The sequence below is a fragment of the Nostoc flagelliforme FACHB-838 genome, from assembly GCF_014698065.1.
GTDB lineage: Bacteria > Cyanobacteriota > Cyanobacteriia > Cyanobacteriales > Nostocaceae > Nostoc > Nostoc flagelliforme_B.
This window is the reverse complement of the sequence record NZ_JACJSI010000005.1, coordinates 20,658-40,383: the sequence shown is the minus strand read 5'-3', so window position 1 is coordinate 40,383 and position 19,726 is coordinate 20,658. Positions and strand designations below refer to the sequence as shown.

Sequence of the window (19,726 nt, the reverse complement as noted above, 5' to 3'; positions counted from 1 at the left end):
TTAATACTCTACCGTTTGCTAATTTTTTATTTGAGACTTAAATCCCAAACCCTAAATCTTACTCAACACCTTGGGGTAACAATTCCCGACGCTGCTGAGAACTAACTTGCACAACGCCATTTTCATCCACATCAACAAGGGCTGTATCGCCATCCTTAATGCGACCAGACAGAATTTCTTCTGCTAGGCTATCTTCTAACAGGCGCATAATTGCCCGACGTAATGGCCTTGCGCCGTAGCTGGGACTGTAACCTTCAGTGATCAACCGATCCTTGAAGCGGTCTGTGACTTCTAAGGTGATACCTTTTTCGGTCAGACGACCAAATACTTCCTTGAGCATAATTTCGGCAATTTGGGTCACTTCAGGCTTGCTCAACTGACGGAAGACGATAATTTCATCGAGTCGGTTCAGGAACTCTGGACGGAAGTACTGTTTGAGTTCTTCGTTCACCAAAGAGCGAATCCGGTTGTAAGTTGACTCGCTGGCATCTTCGGAGAATTCAAAGCCGATACCGCTACCGCCTTTTTCAATTACCTTAGAACCAATATTGGAAGTTAATATCAGCAAGGTGTTCTTGAAGTCCACCGTGCGACCTTTGGCATCAGTTAACCGTCCGTCTTCCAAAATTTGCAGCAGCATATTGAATACATCGGGGTGTGCTTTTTCGATTTCGTCGAACAACACCACGGTGTAAGGACGCCGCCGCACGGCTTCGGTCAGCTGACCACCTTCGTTATAACCAACATAACCTGGAGGGGAACCAATCAGCTTGCTGACGGTGTGACGCTCCATGTATTCGGACATATCTAAGCGGATCATCGCTTCTTCGGAACCGAAGAAGTAAGCAGCTAAGGATTTCGCCAACTCGGTTTTACCTACACCAGTAGGCCCAGAGAAGACAAAGCTAGCTATGGGTCGATTAGGATTCTTCAAACCGACACGAGCGCGACGAATTGCTCGTGAAACTGCCTTCACAGCTTCGTCTTGACCAATTAAACGCTGGTGCAAGGTGTCTTCCATGTGCAGCAGCTTTTCAGATTCAGATTCGGTGAGTTTGTTCACCGGTACTCCAGTCCAAGAAGCGACAATGTGAGCAATGTCTTCTTCTGTAACTACAGGTTCTTCACCTTCTGTGCCAGTTGCATTGGTCTTGCTTTGAGCGATCGCCCGGATTTCGGCTTTGATTTCCATCTCGCGATCGCGCAATTCTCCAGCTTTGTCAAAGTCTTGAGAGCGCACTGCGTCATCTTTTTCTTTTAATATCTGACGCAGTTCTTTGTCTAACTCTTTGGCTGCGGGTGGCAGTTGGGAGTTAATCAAGCGCACTCTAGAACCAGCTTCATCAACTAAGTCGATGGCTTTATCTGGGAGGTAGCGATCGCTAATGTAACGGTCTGATAACTTCGCCGCCGCAACCAATGCTTCGTCGGAGATTTTCAGTTTGTGGTGTTGCTCGTAGCGTTCGCGCAAACCATATAAAATTTCAATTGTTTCATCAACTGTAGGTTCGCCAACCATTACTGGTTGGAAACGCCGCTCTAGAGCTGCATCTCGCTCGATGTGCTTCCGGTATTCATCTAGGGTTGTAGCACCGATACACTGCAACTCACCTCTGGCCAAAGCTGGCTTGAGGATATTTGCTGCGTCAATAGCACCTTCTGCTGCCCCCGCACCAATTAAGGTGTGTACCTCATCAATCACGAGAATGACATTACCCGCCGAGCGGATTTCATCCATGATTTTTTTCAAGCGTTCTTCAAATTCACCCCGGTATTTGGTTCCTGCTACGAGCAAACCAATATCCAGTGTGACAACGCGTTTATCTTCGAGGATGTCAGGGACATCTTTGGTGGCAATGCGTGAAGCTAAACCTTCAGCGATCGCAGTCTTACCAACTCCTGGTTCCCCAATCAGCACTGGGTTATTCTTAGTCCGGCGACCCAATATCTGGATCACCCGCTCAATTTCTTTAGCGCGTCCCACCACTGGATCGAGCTTATTGTCTATTGCCATCTGGGTCAGGTTGGAGCCAAATTCATCCAGAGTCGGGGTTTTTGTGCGCCCGGATGAACCACCTGGTGAAACTTCGGCAGTTTCTCCCAACATACGGATGACTTGGGTTCTTACCTTAGATAGATCCACACCGAGGTTTTCTAGCACCCTGGCTGCGACGCCTTCCCCTTCGCGGATTAGGCCCAACAGCAGATGCTCGGTGCCAATGTAGTTATGCCCCAGTTGGCGTGCTTCTTCCAAGGAGAGTTCTAAAACTCGCTTTGCCCGTGGCGTAAACGGAATTTCCACGGCAACAAAGCCTGATCCCCGTCCTATAATTTTTTCAACTTCAATTCGGGCATCTTTGAGATTGACGCCCATTGATTTCAGCACCTTCGCAGCCACCCCAGTGCCTTCGCCAATCAGACCCAAGAGGATCTGCTCGGTTCCAACAAAGTTGTGACCTAAACGGCGGGCCTCTTCTTGGGCCAGCATGATTACCTTAATGGCTTTTTCTGTGAAGCGCTCAAACATGGCTTTATCCCATCATCTGCGGTCGTGCCGGTATGCTGATTTTAGCACAGGCAAAGCTTTTGGATGCCTGTATAACAGATTATAGACATCCTGAAGCTATGACTTGGTAATTGTTAACTATTGACTACTTTTATCTAGCTAGTATACTGAGGAGCTTTATTTTACCAGGGTTTTTGGAATTTCTTACAAAGCAATTGACAAAAAAAGGCAGTAGAAATTACCAGAAACTTTAGTTGTGACTTCTTGCCCATTAATATAATAAGAATTGTATCGAGCAGAAAGTGCCGGGAAATATAAAGCTTACACAGCATAACTCCTACGCTTTTAAGCGTGGGTTTTGTAAGCTCGAATTGCTTTCCTCCTTAATGCTGGAATTTAGTATTTTTTTAATCAGAATTTTTAAATGATTTTATTTTTGTCTTTGTTGCAAAAAGCACATACATAAAACCAAATTATGATTTTTTTATATTGAAAAAGATATTAAAATCAATATTTTGGTGAATTTACGAAAAATTAGCGCCCAGTTTTCCAGTATGAGTACTGGGACTTCCAAATAATAAATTACTCAAAAAAATCAATATAAACCAAAACAGTAATGATTATCATTACTGTTTAATGGTGATTTTATTATTTGTAAGTCACTAAGTTCTGACGAACTCAAAAATAGCAGCAGGCAGATGCAAAAAGCTAAACAGCCCCACTGTTTCTATTAAACAAAATAGCTGCTGTTTTCAAAATCAGCTTTAAATCGTACAACAAACTCCAATTTTTTTGATACTGCAAATCTAGACGAATTACATCCTCAAAATTAATTACTGTAGAACGTCCATTTACTTGCCATTCACCAGTCATACCCGGCTTAACGTCCAAACGTTGCCACTGTGGTGCTTCATAGCGTTCTACTTCATCAGGTGTAGGGGGTCTAGTGCCTACTAAACTCATGTCTCCCTTGAGGATGTTCCAAAATTGGGGTAGTTCATCTAAACTTGTTCGCCGTAAAAAGCGCCCTACTTTGGTAATTCTAGGATCGTTTTTATTTTTGAAGAAAGCACCTTTGGCTTGGTTTTCTACTAGGAATTTCTTCGCTTCTGCATCCATACACATGGAGCGGAATTTCCAAATTTTAAACCGCTTTCCCATCCAGCCACAGCGAGTTTGACTAAAGAAAATAGTACCAGGATCGTCTATTTGAATTGCGATCGCAATGGGAATAAACAAAACTCCTGTAATTACTAAACCTACCACTGATCCTACAATGTCTATAAACCGTTTCATCCAAGATGCCACAGAAGGATGAGTTGCAGGTAAATGCTCTATCTGACGAGAACTTGTTTTGTGAATATGTATTAAGTTTTGCTGTTCTATTAGTGACTCGTTATCAAAGAATTGTAAGCTAAAAATCTGATCCAATCCCGTTAGTTTTAGGACTGACATTACCTCAGGTGTCACATTACGCAGTCTTAATGCAATTCCTTTTGACTCAGCGTATTTGAAATTACTAACTAATGCACCTAAACCACTACTATCCATAAAAGTAGTTTGGTGAAAGTCAATGATCATCTGTTTGAGATGTGAATTGGCTTGAATTAAGCTTTGGCAAGTTTGCTTAAAGCTTACAGCCTCCAATACGCTAAATCGGTCTGACATTTGCACTATGGCCGTGTCATTTAAAGAAGTAACTGAAAAATCTATTTCAGTGGATTGGCTAGTCATAAAGCTTTGAGTTTTTATTATCCTGTTGTGATGCAATCTACCGAACCGAACATTAATAGCTGTGTGTTCTGAGATAAATAATATTTATGTAATTCTCAAACTACAATTTGTAGGCTATTAGTGAATCACTGAAAGAAAAAAGATAAATAAATTACCTTTGCTGCAACTGTAGACTTTTGTAACTCACCAAATGCTGAAATATTCTGTTCGATTGCTAGTACACTATTCTGTTAAAAGGTGTCCTATTTCTTTACCAGGCTGATACATAAGCTTTATTCAGCAAATGCAGAACAGTTAATTAACTCAACCGAACAACTGCTTTCTCTGGAGGATACTGCACCAAAAGGTAATCAGTGAGCCTAGGAGTATTAAATATATTTTTATGAAAATAGGGAGGCGGCTCCAACACTGCTTTTTCCAGTTCATCTAAAGATACAAAACTTTTTATACCTAATGGCGCAACAGCTTGAGTAAATAACAATTGATGATCATCAACGTGCTCGCCATAGCGTTTTAGCCTTGGTAAAAGCATAAAACGCGCTCCTTGTGCTGCAAGCATCCGTGTAGAGCCTTGTCCAGCATGAGATATAACCAACCGAGAGGACTCTACTAACTTGACTAGCTCATCTAAGGTAACTGTTGGCACTAAAGTAACTTGAGGATATCTTTTTAATGCAGAAACATCGCTGTAACCATACTGCAAAAACACAGGTTCAGAAATGACACCACGGTCTATTAACATTTTCAACCACAATACTGCACGGTCAAATGGAAATGAAACTGTCCCTAGTGTCATTAAAATCATGATGCATATCCTTTAAAAATTGCTTTAGGGTATTTCTTGCATAACTCTGGCCATTGGACATAAAACTCATCACATATTGAGTAGATTAATTTGCCTGAAATACTCAATTCTTCGGCACGAGAAATACTCTCAATATAAATGAATTTGATTCCCAAAAGTTTAGCTATAAATGCAAAATTGACAGCAATGCTAGCTCCAGTCGATAGAATTACGTTGGGTTTCTCATTACGTAATATTTTAAAAGTTTGAGGAAGATTAAGTATGAGAGCCAACCAATCTCTTGGTGCTTGATAAGGCAACCAATGGACTCTCTCATTTTTTTCAAGTGCTTCTGTATCTCTTTTATAGTCACTGACCCATACTCTTTCATGCAGTGACCAGAAAGACTTCAAACTTTTCATGGTTGCAAAGTGACCACCTGATGTGCATACTAGCATTAATTTCATAGTGTCTGATTTTCCTCACAACAGCTAAAACACTTCATAAAATCATCTTCAATTCTAATAAAGCTTTAGTTCATTAACGTTCTTTAATTACTCTCTACTAAATAATATTGAATTAAAAATTTTTACCTTGCTTCTCTCTACTTCGTTACAAACAATGATTTTTTAACTTTGCTAAACAAGCGAGGATTTCAAACAGATTCAAGAACACTACATTATTTTTCTTTCCTCAAAAATATAAAAAAGGGTTTAAGAACTTTTCTCGCTATTTGTTTTCGTATTGATTAATCTGAATTTTTTGTAAATTACAAGCATTAACTAATACCTTACATAGATTTCATCTTTACTTTTTTACGAAAATTATCATTATATTTCGCTGTATTACCTGCATCAAAAATTACGATCTTTAACTTTTTTACTCAAGGTTTAAAATAACATAATACTAATTTCGTCTTTTGTAAAACCTATAAGTATTTATGGCAACCATCACAATTACAAATGAGTACACACATAATATAGGCTAATTTAAACATTTGGTCTGGGGTATGGCTTTATATGGCGGCGATTACAGCCAAAGTTGTTCTGTGTAAGTTTGCTCAAAATTTATCTTTGATATTTGGATATAAGTTTATTTACGGAACACTACACTACTTACTTAATTATCATTACTGCGGAAGTCATGTAAAGTTTTTTACAAAAACTTTACAAAATCTTCATTGTTTTTCAGATTAAGTATTCTCTAATACATAGAATATATTTGTAGTAAATATTTTCAATACACATCTGTTAAAAGTAAGATTTTTCCTAAAAAGTACTAGGACTTAGGTAAAATATCTCTCAAACTCTTATTTCTAGGTGCTTCTGTAGTTCGTTATTCTATAACTCGTACCTAAGTGCTAAATTTTGTAAAAAATAATTGGATATTTGTTAAAAGTGCCTAAATAAGCAGCGTAGCTTTAGCCCACTACAGGCATCGCTTGCGAATAGAGACTTTTAATACCGCAAAATCCCTGTTGATTATTGAGCCAATGCTGCTACTGGGGAAATCACAAGTAAAAAATATATCTTGGCTTATTTAAAAATCTCTACTGAATAATAAGTTTTACTTATAAAGGTTTGTAAATAAATTTTGTAGGCAAGGAACTTATCTTTACATAATCTTTATAAATGTATTTGTACATAGTACATTAATGCTAAACTTTGGATATAAAGTGCGATCGCTATCATCTCATCTTGATCTACTAAGGCAAGATTTCTAAATTCTTACCTTTTAAGTATCTTTTATCGCTTTGGGAAAAATGAACGATTTTACGTCATTACAGCCAACGGAAGATTAAGGTTTCATCCTGTTTTGATGAAAGCTGTTTACGGGCGATCGCCAGTGGTAGATATAAACAAATAGAAATATTTTTTAAGAGAAGGTTAAGTAAGATCAAGTATGTAAACCACCCGATGCTGCCTTTCAGAACAAGGTAGATTTACGGTGAATTAATTAAAAAGTAAGTGCCAAGAGGATTTATCTAGACGATCGCTGACAATGGAATACCACTGGTCTAAAGTTGCTTTAAATTTGGGGTGTTGTAAATCTGGGAGCCAAAGAATCAGGGCGTCCTCATCGTTATCTTGGTAGTAATGCCGCCGCCGCCCCGCTGTTTTAAAGCCAAATTTTTGATATAAAGATATAGCCCCCAAATTAGAAGCTCGCACTTCGAGAGTAGCTCGCTCCATTTTGCGATCGCAAGCTGTCTTGATAAGTGAATATAATAAAGCCTGTCCTAAACCTTGACGATGATATTCGGGATGAACCGCCAAAATTGTGATGTGGGCTTCATCTAAAATTGACCAAAAGCAACCCATTCCCAGCAGTCTTGAATTAGAGACAGAGGAAAATAAACCTAGCAAATCGCTGTTGGGGCTGTCTAACTCTCTTTGGTAGCCCTCCATTGTCCATAGTCCGCCAAAACAGGCTTGATCCAGTTCCAACAATGCACTTAGATGCTCTGAAGTCAGTAGTTGAATTTTTAAGTCTAATGAGATCACATTTATTGAATAACGTTACAAACCCTTTGTACACTGGGAATCGGGAGACAAACTCAAAGCCCGTAATTTGAACAAGGAAAATTTTTATAGTTATGGTATCGACTCACCCCACTGGGGTTCAACATTCTGGAAGTCAATATTTACCTCAAAGGCACGACACCAGCAACGCAAATTCATCGCCTAATCAAGAACTTTTACCATTGACTGCTAGAGTTCATCATCATGACCTCTTGGAAATTGGTGGGTGTGATGTCACAACCCTAGTTGAGCAGTTTGGTTCCCCTTTATATATTTTAGATGAAGAAACCCTGCGTTCGGCTTGTCAGCAATACCGAGATGCTTTCAAGCAATACTACAAGGGTGAATCTCAAGTATTGTACGCCTCAAAAGCTTGGAATTGTTTAGCAGTTTGTGCGATCGCCGCATCAGAGGGTTTAGGAATCGATGTCGCCTCAGGTGGTGAACTCTATACTGCGTTGCAAGCAGGCGTCAATCCTGAGAAAATCTATCTTCATAGCAACAATAAATCTCGTGAAGAACTGATTTTTGCCACAGAATTCGGTTGCACCATTGTCGTGGATAACTGGCACGAGTTACGCACTTTGGTAGAAATTGTCAAAACGGCAAATTCCACCACCGTACAGCCTCGATTCTTGTTGCGTTTGACTCCGGGTATTGAATGTCACACACATGAATATATCCGCACGGGGCAATTAGATAGCAAATTTGGCTTTGATCCGAATGAGTTAGAGGAATTATTTACTTTTGTTAGTAAAGAATCTGTCATTAACTGCGTAGGGTTACATGCTCATATCGGTTCCCAAATTTTTGAGCGCCAACCGCATCGAGATTTAGCGGCTCTGATGGTAAAGTGGTTACGTGATGCGGCGAAGTATGGTTTACATTTGACAGAGTTAAATGTCGGTGGCGGTTTAGGTGTTAAGTATATAGAATCAGACGATCCCCCTAGTATTGAAGAATGGGTGAAACCGATTTGTGAGGTAATTCAAGAAGCTTGTGTAGCTGAAAATTTACCTTTGCCAAAATTACTGTGTGAACCAGGGCGATCGCTAATTGCAACTTCTTGCGTCACTGCCTATACTATTGGTTCATCCAAAGTCATCCCAGAAATTCGTACCTACGTGGCAATTGATGGAGGAATGTCTGACAATCCCCGCCCGATTACTTACCAATCAGTTTATCGGGCAGTCGTTGCCAATAAAATGTCTTCTCCCTTGAACCAAACAGTGACAATTGCTGGTAAACATTGTGAATCAGGAGATATTGTGATTAAAAATGCACTACTCCCAAAAACTGAACCAGGGGATATTCTCGTAGTTATGGGAACTGGTGCGTACAATTACAGTATGGCATCTAACTACAACCGCTTGCCCCGACCGGCAGCAGTCGTAGTAGCAAATGGCGAAGCAAATTTAATTTTGCAACGTGAAACTTATCAAGACTTAATTAGACAAGATCGTCTACCAGAAAGACTGAAAATTTAGTCATTTGTCCTTGCTCATTGGTCATTAGCCAGGAAATAATTACAAATGACTAATGACTAATAACTAATGACTAAATGTAATTAGAGGCAAAAGTGTAATCCAGATGTCATGAGAGATTGGTGGAAGCAATGGCTGACAAACCTGGGATGGTCACAGTCCTTGCTACTTGGGACTCTGGATATCATGTTAGTGCTGGCGCTGACTTACATGATACTGGTTATTATTAGTGAGCGCCGGACACTGTGGATGGTGAGGGGATTCATTATCTTAATGCTAGCCTCAGCATTAAGTGGCAGATTAGGGCTACCTCTGCTCAGTTTTGTACTAGAAAAATTGGTGATTGGTTGTGCTGTGGCAATGGCAGTTGCTCTCCAGTCAGAGTTTCGGCGTTTTTTAGAGCAATTGGGGCGTGGCGAATTCCGCCAGCTGTTTCAACCAGATCGGCTGGCAATCCCTAAATCTGATAGTGTAATTGATGAAATTGTTGAGGCTGTTAAAGAATTGTCAAAAAACCGCATTGGAGCTTTACTAATTGTGGAAACCACAGGACCAATTGATGAGCGAGATTTTTCTGTGCCAGGTGTAAAGCTAAATGCGGAAGTTTCTAAAGAACTGATCCAGACAATTTTTCAGCCGAAAACTTTGTTACACGATGGGGCGACACTAATTCGTGGCTCACGGATCGTGTCATCAGGTATAATTTTACCACTTTCGGGACGCACAGCCTCGCGCCAGTTGGGAACACGCCACCGGGCGGCAATGGGAATTACTGAGCGGGTCGAAAATTGCATTTGTGTCGTTGTATCTGAAGAAACGGGTTCTATTTCCTTAGCGGAACGGGGAACCCTAAATAGACCACTGACGATTAGGAAGCTGAAAGAATCATTAGAGGCTCTTTTGTCTCCAACCGTAGATAGGGAAGCTGTTGCTCCTGGTCTGTTGAGCTTTGTTCGTCGGATAGGTGGCAAGACACTAGCACTGGTTTCACGTTTACTCGGATTACCATCGACCGCTTCTCGAGATAAAAAATGACAGGACAACATACTAAACTGCAAGATTTGCCCACAGACTTAAAACGAGAACTATTGCCGCAGCACGTTGCGGTAATTATGGATGGCAATGGTCGATGGGCTAAACGTCAGGGTCTACCCCGAATTATGGGTCATAAACGAGGAGTAGATGCTCTCAAGGATTTACTTCGCTGTTGTCAGGATTGGGGAATTCAGGCGCTGACAGCTTATGCTTTTTCAACGGAGAACTGGAAAAGACCGCAGGAAGAAGTAGATTTTTTGATGACTCTGTTTCAAAGAGTTTTGCGCCAAGAACTGCGGGAAATGGTCGAAGAGAATGTTCAAATTAAGTTTGTCGGCAATTTGCAAGACCTGCCGCGATCGCTCCAACAAGAAATATCCCGTTCAATGGAAGAAACCAAAAATAATCGTGGTATCCGGTTTTCGGTAGCAACTAATTATGGCGGACGGCAGGAAATTTTACAAGCTTGTCAAGCGATCGCAAAACAAGTTCAGCAAGGTCTGCTACACCCCGATGAAATTAATGAACAGGTGTTTGAGAGCCACTTGTACACAGCCGGAATTACTGACCCAGATTTGTTAATTCGCACCAGTGGAGAAATGCGCCTCTCAAATTTCCTTCTCTGGCAAATGGCTTATGGAGAAATCTACATTACCGATGCTCTCTGGCCCGATTTTGACCGGGCTGAGTTTCACCGTGCCTTATGTGCCTACCAACAACGCGAACGACGATTTGGAAAAGTATAAAATAGTAAGTACATTTATTAAGCCGCTAGGATGCGTTAGCGAAGCTACAAGATTGGCGATCACACTAAAATTTAATAAACTCAATGATGGCTATTGATATGGTATCAATTCCTATCACCCTGGAACAACTCATTAAGGCTGTGCAACAGTTGCAACCAGAAGAACGGGCAAAGGTTGCCAGAGGGTTGGTTTTAGTGGATTTACGTTCAGATTTGAGGGCTTTAATTCAAGAACTTTATGCTCAACCCCCGGTTGATGACATTACAGATGAAAATATTATGGCTGAAATTAAGGCTGTGCGCCAGCAATCTTACCAAACATGAGGTTTCGAGTGGTCAACTTATGGCATCTGATTGCTGGGTGTTGATTCTTTTTTAAACATGATTGCGGCTTAATTTCCGTACCCTTTTTACGATGAACTAGACTCAGCACTTCATTTATGGCCCAGAAAACACAGCTTGCTCTACATCATCCCGACTAAGAGAATACTTAAATGAGCGTTGGATATCTTGCCCATTTTCTCCAGATTGGACGTATCGTACTACGATTTGCTCAACATCAAGCCATAATTCAGCTTGCCAATTGGGGCGCTGCACATGCCAGCAATGCCTCTGTGTTTCATCTTGTTGACATCCTTGGTCTTTTAGCCACTGCTCAATTTGTGGCAGAGGATGATTATATAGAGGGGTATCGGAGGGAAGAAGAGGCATAGGAATGTTAGATTTTGGATTAGGGAATTTTGTAATTTTTAATTATCTAGGGGTAATTAGTTGCAACAATATAGATAATCTGCTGTTGTATAAATGCAGCTGGTTGCAGCAAATGGGAATGGATCGCAGCCTCGCCACGAGTTAAGCCAATGGCAACTGCTAATAACAGACAACCTACAAATGTTAACACCAGCATAAATAAAGCAAAAATTTCACCAGATGAGAGGGGGCGATCGCTCGCGTCGAGGTAAGCTGATTTTGACCAGTCATGAGAACGCGAGACGGGATGATTCAAATCAGGAGGTGGTTGAATCACGCCAAAGCGGGAATAGCCGATTTTTAAATCGTAGCGGAAGCGACGTTCTGGATGGCTAAGGGTGGCGTAAGCTTCATTAATTTGCTGAAATTTGGGAGTAGCGATCGCAGTCGGCAAATCTGTAGTATCAGGATGATAGCGTTTGCTCAGTTCCCGATAAGCGCGACGAATTTCAATTACCGATGCCCAGGGATGCAGTCCTAGCAGGGAGTAATAAGTTGGTTCACTGCTTTGTGGCATTGCCCCGTTTTGATTCACGGCTGTTTGAGTCACCTTGCAATCAAGTTTTTTTTAATATTGTAAACCTCTGCCCATTCCACAGAGGAAAAAATGGCTGATGAGGTTCTGGCATCATGGCCAAGCCTTTTATAGGTGAGGACTTGAATGGGTTGTATTTATATACTGTACAATAGTATTCAGAGGGGCGAACGTCGGCTTTATGCCGTGTGTCCGAGTAGAAATTCTACTTAGACCTAGCCCCTTTTAGCTTTTCAAGAGTTAATATATTGCGATCGCCATACCACTCTCCATAAGGTTTGTTACGATTATCGTCCAAGTCCATAATGAGTCTATATTTCTTGGCAAGGGGCAGAAAAAACTGGTCATCGTCGCGTTCATAGCATCGCTGTATAGCCCACAGGTAATAGTCGATGACTTGTAAACCAGCAACCTCAGATGGATAAGTAGGCTCAATGATAATCGAACTATTTGAACTAATTTTCCATTGGACTCAAAGTTTTTCTGAGCTTGGTTAATGGCTTGTTCTAGTGCTTCTTCGCGTGCTGCCTTACCGCGTCTGGCAATAGCAATATGGATAACATCTGCTTTATGCAACAGATTTTTGAACACCCGTGTTATGAGATCGTCATAAATTGCGTTCTGCTGAAGCTTTGTACTTAAGGTCTTAAAGTTTGCTTTTGCTGATTCTGCCATATCAGCTTTACTCCGAATTGCAATGAGAACTTTGATATCGAAGTTTAGGTTCAACAATAATGAGAATGTTCTCTGGCTGGTGTTTCGTACCCGCATGAAAAATGGCGATATCAAGTCTTCTGCGTTTTCCACCCCCCGTTTTGATTGAGAATTCGCAGTGCAGATCCTCTCGGTTATAGCCGTATTCCTCAACTAAACTACGAGCTACCCTTTGTCGAACATATTCCTCGGGCGTATCGTTTCGCAGAACATTAGGATGAACGTAGCAAGGTATTTTCCCCGATGGAACCAACAAGATTGCCTCGTTGGTCGTTTGTGAGTTATCGGTAGCTGTTTTGCAGTCAAAGTGCAATTTCCTCGAAGGCTTGGTGGGTCTACAATACCTGATTTTAAGCCAGACGTACTATTTCAACACCAAATACAACATTTTATATGCTGAGTTCAAGGTTACTTGCTGCCATTGATTTTGAGTGATATGTCGCCTAAATCACAACTATAGATTACTTAAGTACTTAATTATTGATGTGAGTCAGGATTAATACACTACTTTATCCCTAACGTATTAAATCAGCACGGGGTTTAAAGGTTTCAATTTGCCGTAACTTTTCGTAAAGCTCCCGTTCTTCTTGACTAATATTTTTCGGTGTAACTATTTGAATTTCTACTAATTGATCGCCACGTTTTCCGTCATCATTAGGATAACCTTTATTACCTAGTCTAAATTTTTGACCAGACCTAACTCCAGGAGGGGTGGTCATTTTCACAGGGCCATCAAGAGTAGGTGCTTCTACTTGTCCTCCTAAAACTGCCTCACTGGGAGTAACGGGAACCTGGCAGATGATATTTAAACCGTCTAGTTTAAATAATGGATGAGGCTCAACGGTAATTTTTAAGTATAGATCGCCACCACCAACGCCTTGGTTTCGCAAACGGATGGTTTGGCCTGTTACCATACCGGGGGGCATATTAACTTCTAGCGATCGCCCATCTTCCAAGCGAATGCGTTCATTACCACCTTGATAAGCTTTTTCTAGTGGTAGCGTTAATCTGGCTTCTATATCCCGACGGGTAGTCCGAGGTGGGGGATTAACTGTATAGGCAACTTTTGTTCTGGGGGAACGAAACGGATCGCTATTATTGCCATTATTAGAATTACTTGCCCCACTCTTATTTTTAACGCCGATAACTTGATTAATAAAGCTTTCAAAATCTGAGTATTGGCTGGGATCTACCTCCTGATTACCGTTGCGATCGCTAGCGCTACTCTGCCAAGTTTTAGCCTTTGGTGTTTGTTTGTTGCCCGCAAAGCCTTTTTGCTTCCAGTAGCGGCTAAACTGGTCGTACTGCGATCGCTTAGCTGGATCGGAAAGAACTTCATAAGCCTCGCCTATATCCTTAAATTTTTCCTCAGATTCTTTGTTACCCGGATTAAGATCGGGGTGATATTGCCTTGCTAACCGCCGATAAACCTTTTTAATTTCCTCAGCAGAGGCATCTTTAGATACTCCTAAAATTTCGTAATAATCGCGGAAATTAGGCAAATTTTGCATAGTTCAGTTATTTAAATTTTAAATTTTAGATTTTGGATTAATTAAGAATTAGGAGAGAAAAATTATTAAGTTAAAAGTTAAGAGTTGAAAGATTTAATTTTTAACTCCTAACTCCTAACTTCTCACTCCTAACTTTTATTAAAAGTACTACAACCAATCATTGTCTTCTTCATCATCCCAGTTATCTTGGTAGGTGGGACGGGATTTGCGTGGAGGACGGCTTTCATAAGGGGAAGAACGGCTGTCCCGGCCATAATCTCTGCCATAGTCTCTGCCATAGTCTTTACTGTATGAGTCACGTTCTCGATATACATCTCTGGGAGATTCGCGTTCCCGTTCCTTATCACCGCCTGTAAAGATGTCACGGATAGTACCAAATAAATCGTCGTCTTCATCGTCAGCATAAGACTGGCGGACTTCCCGATTTAGTTCATAAAGAGCATCTTGCAAGTCGGCGTAGGCTTGATCAATACCGCGATCGCTATTTTCTCTAAGACTCTCTTTTAGGTCTCGGCAAATATTATCAATTCTTTGGCGGCGGTTTCGGGCAAACTGCATACCAAATTCCAGTGCTACTTCTCTGAGTTGTCGTTCTGCTTGGATAATCAACGCCTCTGAACGAGTCCGCTTTTCTACTCTTTCTTTACGTTCGCGATCGACATCAGCGTATTTCTGGGCATCCTGAATCATCCGATTCACTTCCGACTCGTTCAAGGTAGAAGCGCCTTGAATGGTAATACTCTGCTCTCGCCCAGTGGTTCTATCTAAAGCTGTTACCTGTAAAATACCATTAGCATCGATATCAAATGACACCTGAACTTGGGGAATTCCTCGCGGTGCTGGCGGGATACCATACAGCTTGAAACGTCCTAAAGACTTGTTATTTGCCGCCATTTCCCGTTCGCCCTGGACTACGTGAATTTCCACAGTATTTTGGTTATTTTCAGACGTGGAAAAAATGTCAGAACGGCGTACTGGGATGGTGGTGTTGCGGGGAATGAGTTTCTTCATCACACCACCGATAGTTTCCAATCCTAAAGAGAGGGGTGTGACATCTAAAAGCAGCACATCTTTGAGTTCGCCGGCGAGAATTCCTGCTTGAATTGCTGCACCCACTCCCACGACTTCATCGGGGTTGACATTTTCATTGGGTTCTGTGCCAATTAAGTCCCGCACAAGCTGCTTCACCATTGGCATCCGTGTAGAACCGCCAACTAACACCACTTCTTCAATATCTCTAGGTGAGAGTCCGGCATCTTTGAGGGCGCGTTTCACTGGTGTCCGCAAGCGCCCCACCAAATCACCACACAAACCTTCAAACTGGGAACGCGTTAGACGAGTTTCTAGATGTTTGGGGCCATCTTCCGTGGCGGTGATAAAGGGTAAGTTAATATCGGTGACGCTGACAGCAGAAAGCTCAATTTTGGCTTTTTCCGCAGCTTCCATCAGACGTTGCAAAGCTTGGCGATCGCGTCTTAAGTCTACCTCTTCTGTTTCCAGAAATTGCTCTGCCAACCAATCTACTATTATTTTGTCAAAGTCGTTACCACCAAGTTGCGTATCTCCACTGGTAGCTTTGACTTCAAATATTCCATCGCCTACTTCTAAAATCGACACATCAAAGGTGCCACCACCCAAGTCAAAGACTAAGATAGTTTCCGTGTCACCCCGATCTAATCCATAAGCCAAAGATGCAGCAGTCGGTTCATTGAGAATCCGCAGCACTTCTAAACCGGCAATTCTGCCAGCATCGCGCGTTGCCTGCCGCTGAGAATCGTTAAAGTAAGCTGGTACTGTAATCACTGCCCCTGTGACTGGTTCACCCAAATAGCGACTAGCATCGTCTGCCAATTTTTTCAGCACCATTGCCGAAATTTCTTCTGGGGCGAATTCCTTATTGAGACGGGGACAGGCAACTTTGATATTACCTACTTCATCTTTGCGGATGGTGTAGGGCACACGCTTCGAATCTGCATTAAGTTCGCCATACTTCCGCCCAATGAAGCGTTTAACTGCGAAAAAGGTATTTTGGGGATTGAGGACGGTTTGTCGCCGTGCCATTTGCCCAACCACCCTTTCGCCTTCTTTGCTGAAGCCAACTACGGAGGGGGTTGTTCGCATTCCTTCTGCATTGGCAATCACCACCGGCTTGCCACCCTCCATAACGGCGACTACTGAGTTGGTTGTACCCAAGTCGATGCCGACTACCTTGCCCATGCGTTACTCTTCTCCTAAAGTGTCTTAGTATCTTTATTATGATTGGGCGGAACCACCTCTAGCTTCGTGCTACAGGATAAAAACACCTCAATGGTATAATACTCATCATTAAGGCAGTAAGCTGAGATGTGCAGCTAGAGGAGATAGTTGCAAGACTAGGATAGCATTGAGATGGTTGGTGTGCCCAAGCAGCCTCGATTCTTGTTATCCGCCTACTCTTGTTTAAGGTATCTGCAAATTAAGAAATGGATCTTAATAATACTTGCTCTGCTTTTTTAAGTGTCAGAAAACTCTAAATATTGCCAGTAATTTAAAGATTTGAATTTAACAGAGCGATTACAAACTTCTCTCAGTGAGATAGCGCGAGAACGAGATCCTTACATGGCAACGGCTGGACATTTTTTTGTCCAAGAATACATTCGCCAGCAATTTTCCCAATGGGGGAGTGTGGAAATCCACACCTTTAAAGTCAGAGGTAAAGCTTGTAATAACTTGATATTAAATTTACCATCCCAAACTAGAGGGCAAAAAAAGGATTTGCCACTTATTTTAATTGGCGCTCATTATGATGGCGTTCCGGGAACACCAGGGGCAGATGATAATGCTACAGGTGTGGCAGTGTTGCTGGAATTAGCTAGAAAATTTGCTGCTGAACCTGTCAGGTATCCCTTAAGGTTAGTTGCTTTCGATATGGAAGAATATGGCTTACTGGGTAGTGCTGATTATGCAGCTTTGTTGCATCAACAAAAGCAACAGATACGTTTAATGATCTCCTTAGAAATGCTGGGCTATAAGGATTCTACACCTGGTTCCCAAAGTTACCCCCCTCCTCTTGAACGCTTCTACCCAGATACAGGTGATTTTATTGCTTTAATTGGCAACTTGCGGACATTGCCTGACTTAATTGGGATGAGCCGTAATATTCGCAAAGCTGGCGTATCTAGTCAATGGCTACCCGTACCGAATCGAGGTTTAATAGTTCCCCAAACTAGACTTAGCGATCATGCACCATTCTGGGATCTTGGTTATCCCGCAATGATGGTGACAGATACGGCATTCTTGCGAAATCCACATTATCACAAAGCTAGTGATGCGATCGCTACTTTGGATTTAGATTTTCTTACTCGTGTATGTGAAGGTTTAGAACTTGCTATTCGGCATCTATAAAAATTTAATAGTTAAGAATAATTGGACAGAAAATATAATTTTGAAATAATTATTTAGCGAAAAGTAACGATATCATCAATTTGTTATCGAATTATTTTAAATGCTACACTTAAAACTTATAATGTCAAGTTTAATCATATATTTTCCCTGTGCGATCGCGCATTTGGAGTCAAAGTAATTAAATCGTCAATATTGCGTTTCATTGTCTCACAAATTGTATCTAATGGTAAATCGTTAGCGTCATAACCGAAGGGATTTTCTATCTCTAAGCCAATGGCTTCAATGCCAAACACAGTAAACCCAACCAAAGCAGAAATTAAACCTGTCCACCAACCGAGACTTTGTACTATTTGAAATGGTAGCAGAAAGCAATATAGTATCAGCAATTGCTTTAAATGAATAGCATAAGCAAGGGGCATAGGTGTTTTTAAAATACGTTCGCAAGCACCTAAATTATCTACAAGATTATTCAATAATTCTTGCATAGATGTTAGCTGGTAGCTATTAAGGCAATTCCGATGATACTGTTCTTGTAAATAATCTCCTATCCAAAAGGCAACCTCTATAGGAGGATTATTCATAATCTTCAGTTTTATATACTTAGTAGATGGCATTAAGTCTTCTAACTCGCTATTGACAGCTTCTCCCCGCAAATGTAATTTAGTTGTTACAGCAAAAGCCGCCAATAAGTTTAATGCCGTAATTTTCTTATCTTTATCTTCTGGTGAAATCTCATCAACTGATACCCAAATTTGCCGCGCTAAATTTCGGACATTATTTACTATAGAACCCCAGCATTTTCTTCCTTCCCAAAACCGCTCATAAGCAGTATTTGTCCGAAAGACAAGTAACAAGCCTAAAACAATGCTAGGAATAACACTCCCTAAAATAGGTTGGGATACAGGTACATCAAAATGGTTAAGTATAGAAATCAAAAATCCGAAAGCTCCACACCATATAATATGTTTGTAAACCGCTTTCGTCACTGAACCTTTAGGTTGTAGTTGTGTGCGTAACCATTTGAGTTTTTCGGCTGTCATGCAGTCACCCTAAGAAAATATTTACTTAACCAATACATTAAATATCGAATAGTTCAAAAAAATAACTATATAAATCGCAAAATTAGCAAATAGTATACTTGAAAAAGTAATTTTGGTAAAGAATATGATCTGCTGGCGGCAATAATTGTATTCTAGCTTCTGTTATATAATATCAACTCCGATTAAATACTTATTATTAGGACTAATGCAGATTAAGTAGACATTATATAAAAGATATAAAAGTCAAAAGCAATGCCTACTTCTGGCTACGCCTATCCAGGAATTGTAAAGAGATGTAAAACTTTCTCGGCGGCTGCATAAATCTTGCACCTCACCCCGATAAGTCTATAGAAGAAAAGGTATATACATATCCATAGTGGTTAAACACCATTATGTCGGTATCAAGTATCCCAGTAAATCCAAAAGTTCTAACCAGTAAAAATCCTGCCCTGTAAATTAAACGTTTAGACATAACTTATTTGGTTATGTCTTTTTTCTTGTCGTTAGTCTCAAAACATTGAATTTCAATCAAATAACCATCAGGATCGCGGAAAAAACAGTGGTAAATATTGTATTTTTCATTTAGTGTAGGTGGTTTTTCAAATTCAACGCCACGTTCTTTGAGATATTCAAACCATTCATCCACCTGCTGTGTCACCAGGGTAAAAATGACACTTGATTGCTTTTCAGTTGAAAGAGTTAATTTTTCGCTTGCTTGACACAATCCTAAGTATCCAGAACCACTAACAGTATAAATTCGACAACTCCCTTGGTCAAGCCATAGCTCCAAGCCTAGTTTTTGCTCGTAGAATTGCTTAGATAAATTGATATTATGGACATAAAAGAAAGTAACTTGCTGGTCGATTTGCGGATAAACAGGCATAAAATACATTTGAGTATATACCCTAACGACATCGGGCGATCGCAGATGTAAAAATTGATTGATGTTAGAAACCTGTTACTACTCCAGAATGCCTTAGTG

Annotated in this window: 18 protein-coding genes; 5 read left to right on the top strand and 13 right to left on the bottom strand. The window is 40.9% G+C overall.

Annotated elements, in window-relative coordinates; genetic code table 11:
- Window positions 1-58 precede the first annotated feature (58 nt).
- From H6G97_RS03930 to rimI, 5 genes are all read right to left on the bottom strand, one after another.
- The gene (locus H6G97_RS03930) at window positions 59-2,527 is read right to left on the bottom strand and encodes an ATP-dependent Clp protease ATP-binding subunit (protein WP_190939406.1); all 2,469 of its coding nucleotides are present in this window, start codon (window positions 2,525-2,527) and stop codon (window positions 59-61) included.
- A gap of 687 nt (window positions 2,528-3,214) precedes the next feature.
- Complete coding sequence (locus tag H6G97_RS03925) at window positions 3,215-4,240, bottom strand: anti-sigma factor antagonist (RefSeq protein WP_190939405.1); 1,026 nt, start codon at window positions 4,238-4,240, stop codon at window positions 3,215-3,217.
- Window positions 4,241-4,538: 298 nt separating this feature from the next.
- Entirely contained in the window at window positions 4,539-5,045 is a 507-nt protein-coding gene (locus H6G97_RS03920) for a glycosyltransferase (protein WP_190939404.1), read from the bottom strand.
- Complete coding sequence (gene pssD / locus H6G97_RS03915; RefSeq protein WP_190939403.1) at window positions 5,042-5,491, bottom strand: PssD/Cps14F family polysaccharide biosynthesis glycosyltransferase; 450 nt, start codon at window positions 5,489-5,491, stop codon at window positions 5,042-5,044. Before pssD ends, H6G97_RS03920 begins: the two co-directional genes overlap by 4 nt.
- A gap of 1,485 nt (window positions 5,492-6,976) precedes the next feature.
- Window positions 6,977-7,528, bottom strand: coding sequence for a ribosomal protein S18-alanine N-acetyltransferase (gene rimI / locus H6G97_RS03910; protein WP_190939402.1), 552 nt, complete (start codon window positions 7,526-7,528; stop codon window positions 6,977-6,979).
- A 92-nt stretch (window positions 7,529-7,620) separates the two neighbouring features.
- On the opposite strand from rimI, the gene lysA reads away from it, so the two are divergent.
- The 4 genes from lysA (at window position 7,621) to H6G97_RS03890 (ending at window position 11,134) form a co-directional block, all read left to right on the top strand.
- Complete coding sequence (gene lysA / locus H6G97_RS03905; protein WP_190939401.1) at window positions 7,621-9,033, top strand: diaminopimelate decarboxylase; 1,413 nt, start codon at window positions 7,621-7,623, stop codon at window positions 9,031-9,033.
- A 108-nt stretch (window positions 9,034-9,141) separates the two neighbouring features.
- Entirely contained in the window at window positions 9,142-10,065 is a 924-nt protein-coding gene (gene cdaA, locus H6G97_RS03900) for a diadenylate cyclase CdaA (RefSeq protein ID WP_190939400.1), read from the top strand.
- Complete coding sequence (locus tag H6G97_RS03895; RefSeq protein ID WP_190939399.1) at window positions 10,062-10,811, top strand: isoprenyl transferase; 750 nt, start codon at window positions 10,062-10,064, stop codon at window positions 10,809-10,811. The genes cdaA and H6G97_RS03895 overlap by 4 nt, the downstream gene beginning before the upstream one ends.
- An 83-nt stretch (window positions 10,812-10,894) precedes the next feature.
- On the top strand, window positions 10,895-11,134 hold the full coding sequence (locus H6G97_RS03890) for a hypothetical protein (protein ID WP_190939398.1): 240 nt from the start codon (window positions 10,895-10,897) through the stop codon (window positions 11,132-11,134).
- Window positions 11,135-11,248: 114 nt separating this feature from the next.
- On the opposite strand, the gene H6G97_RS03885 is transcribed toward H6G97_RS03890, so the two are convergent.
- From H6G97_RS03885 to dnaK, 6 genes are all read right to left on the bottom strand, one after another.
- Window positions 11,249-11,521 carry a DUF3143 domain-containing protein gene (locus tag H6G97_RS03885; protein WP_190939397.1) on the bottom strand — a complete coding sequence of 91 codons (273 nt, stop codon included), beginning with the start codon at window positions 11,519-11,521 and terminating at the stop codon, window positions 11,249-11,251.
- Window positions 11,522-11,567: 46 nt separating this feature from the next.
- The gene (locus H6G97_RS03880) at window positions 11,568-12,077 is read right to left on the bottom strand and encodes a J domain-containing protein (protein WP_190939512.1); all 510 of its coding nucleotides are present in this window, start codon (window positions 12,075-12,077) and stop codon (window positions 11,568-11,570) included.
- Window positions 12,078-12,335: 258 nt separating this feature from the next.
- Window positions 12,336-12,770: a hypothetical protein gene (locus H6G97_RS03875; protein ID WP_422394156.1), complete on the bottom strand. Its 435-nt coding sequence runs from the start codon at window positions 12,768-12,770 to the stop codon at window positions 12,336-12,338.
- A 7-nt stretch (window positions 12,771-12,777) separates the two neighbouring features.
- A complete protein-coding gene (locus H6G97_RS55860; RefSeq protein ID WP_422394157.1) occupies window positions 12,778-13,062 on the bottom strand; it encodes a type I restriction enzyme HsdR N-terminal domain-containing protein in 285 nt (94 codons plus the stop codon).
- 262 nt (window positions 13,063-13,324) lie between these two features.
- Window positions 13,325-14,320, bottom strand: coding sequence for a DnaJ C-terminal domain-containing protein (locus H6G97_RS03865; RefSeq protein WP_190939395.1), 996 nt, complete (start codon window positions 14,318-14,320; stop codon window positions 13,325-13,327).
- 147 nt (window positions 14,321-14,467) lie between these two features.
- Window positions 14,468-16,537, bottom strand: coding sequence for a molecular chaperone DnaK (gene dnaK, locus H6G97_RS03860; RefSeq protein ID WP_190939394.1), 2,070 nt, complete (start codon window positions 16,535-16,537; stop codon window positions 14,468-14,470).
- A gap of 318 nt (window positions 16,538-16,855) precedes the next feature.
- Between dnaK and H6G97_RS03855 the strand changes: the two genes are divergently transcribed.
- A complete protein-coding gene (locus H6G97_RS03855; protein ID WP_190939393.1) occupies window positions 16,856-17,704 on the top strand; it encodes a M28 family peptidase in 849 nt (282 codons plus the stop codon).
- 134 nt (window positions 17,705-17,838) lie between these two features.
- On the opposite strand, the gene H6G97_RS03850 is transcribed toward H6G97_RS03855, so the two are convergent.
- Both H6G97_RS03850 and H6G97_RS03845 read right to left on the bottom strand, forming a co-directional pair.
- Window positions 17,839-18,744 carry a bestrophin family protein gene (locus H6G97_RS03850; protein ID WP_190939392.1) on the bottom strand — a complete coding sequence of 302 codons (906 nt, stop codon included), beginning with the start codon at window positions 18,742-18,744 and terminating at the stop codon, window positions 17,839-17,841.
- Window positions 18,745-19,219: 475 nt separating this feature from the next.
- Window positions 19,220-19,627, bottom strand: a complete 408-nt coding sequence (locus H6G97_RS03845; RefSeq protein WP_190939391.1) for a VOC family protein — start codon at window positions 19,625-19,627, stop codon at window positions 19,220-19,222.
- Between the last annotated feature and the right edge of the window lie 99 nt (window positions 19,628-19,726).

Excerpts from the sequence above, each read along its gene's own strand:
- H6G97_RS03930 (WP_190939406.1), bottom strand. The coding sequence starts at position 2,527 with ATGTTTGAGCGCTTCACAGAAAAAGCCATTAAGGTAATCATGCTGGCC.
- H6G97_RS03865 (WP_190939395.1), bottom strand. The coding sequence starts at position 14,320 with ATGCAAAATTTGCCTAATTTCCGCGATTATTACGAAATTTTAGGAGTA.
- H6G97_RS03890 (WP_190939398.1), top strand. The coding sequence starts at position 10,895 with ATGATGGCTATTGATATGGTATCAATTCCTATCACCCTGGAACAACTC.
- dnaK (WP_190939394.1), bottom strand. The coding sequence starts at position 16,537 with ATGGGCAAGGTAGTCGGCATCGACTTGGGTACAACCAACTCAGTAGTC.
- H6G97_RS03895 (WP_190939399.1), top strand. The coding sequence starts at position 10,062 with ATGACAGGACAACATACTAAACTGCAAGATTTGCCCACAGACTTAAAA.
- pssD (WP_190939403.1), bottom strand. The coding sequence starts at position 5,491 with ATGAAATTAATGCTAGTATGCACATCAGGTGGTCACTTTGCAACCATG.
- H6G97_RS03845 (WP_190939391.1), bottom strand. The coding sequence starts at position 19,627 with ATGCCTGTTTATCCGCAAATCGACCAGCAAGTTACTTTCTTTTATGTC.
- lysA (WP_190939401.1), top strand. The coding sequence starts at position 7,621 with ATGGTATCGACTCACCCCACTGGGGTTCAACATTCTGGAAGTCAATAT.
- cdaA (WP_190939400.1), top strand. The coding sequence starts at position 9,142 with ATGAGAGATTGGTGGAAGCAATGGCTGACAAACCTGGGATGGTCACAG.
- H6G97_RS03920 (WP_190939404.1), bottom strand. The coding sequence starts at position 5,045 with ATGATTTTAATGACACTAGGGACAGTTTCATTTCCATTTGACCGTGCA.
- H6G97_RS03880 (WP_190939512.1), bottom strand. The coding sequence starts at position 12,077 with ATGCCACAAAGCAGTGAACCAACTTATTACTCCCTGCTAGGACTGCAT.
- H6G97_RS03875 (WP_422394156.1), bottom strand. The coding sequence starts at position 12,770 with ATGGCAGAATCAGCAAAAGCAAACTTTAAGACCTTAAGTACAAAGCTT.
- H6G97_RS03850 (WP_190939392.1), bottom strand. The coding sequence starts at position 18,744 with ATGACAGCCGAAAAACTCAAATGGTTACGCACACAACTACAACCTAAA.
- H6G97_RS03925 (WP_190939405.1), bottom strand. The coding sequence starts at position 4,240 with ATGACTAGCCAATCCACTGAAATAGATTTTTCAGTTACTTCTTTAAAT.
- H6G97_RS03885 (WP_190939397.1), bottom strand. The coding sequence starts at position 11,521 with ATGCCTCTTCTTCCCTCCGATACCCCTCTATATAATCATCCTCTGCCA.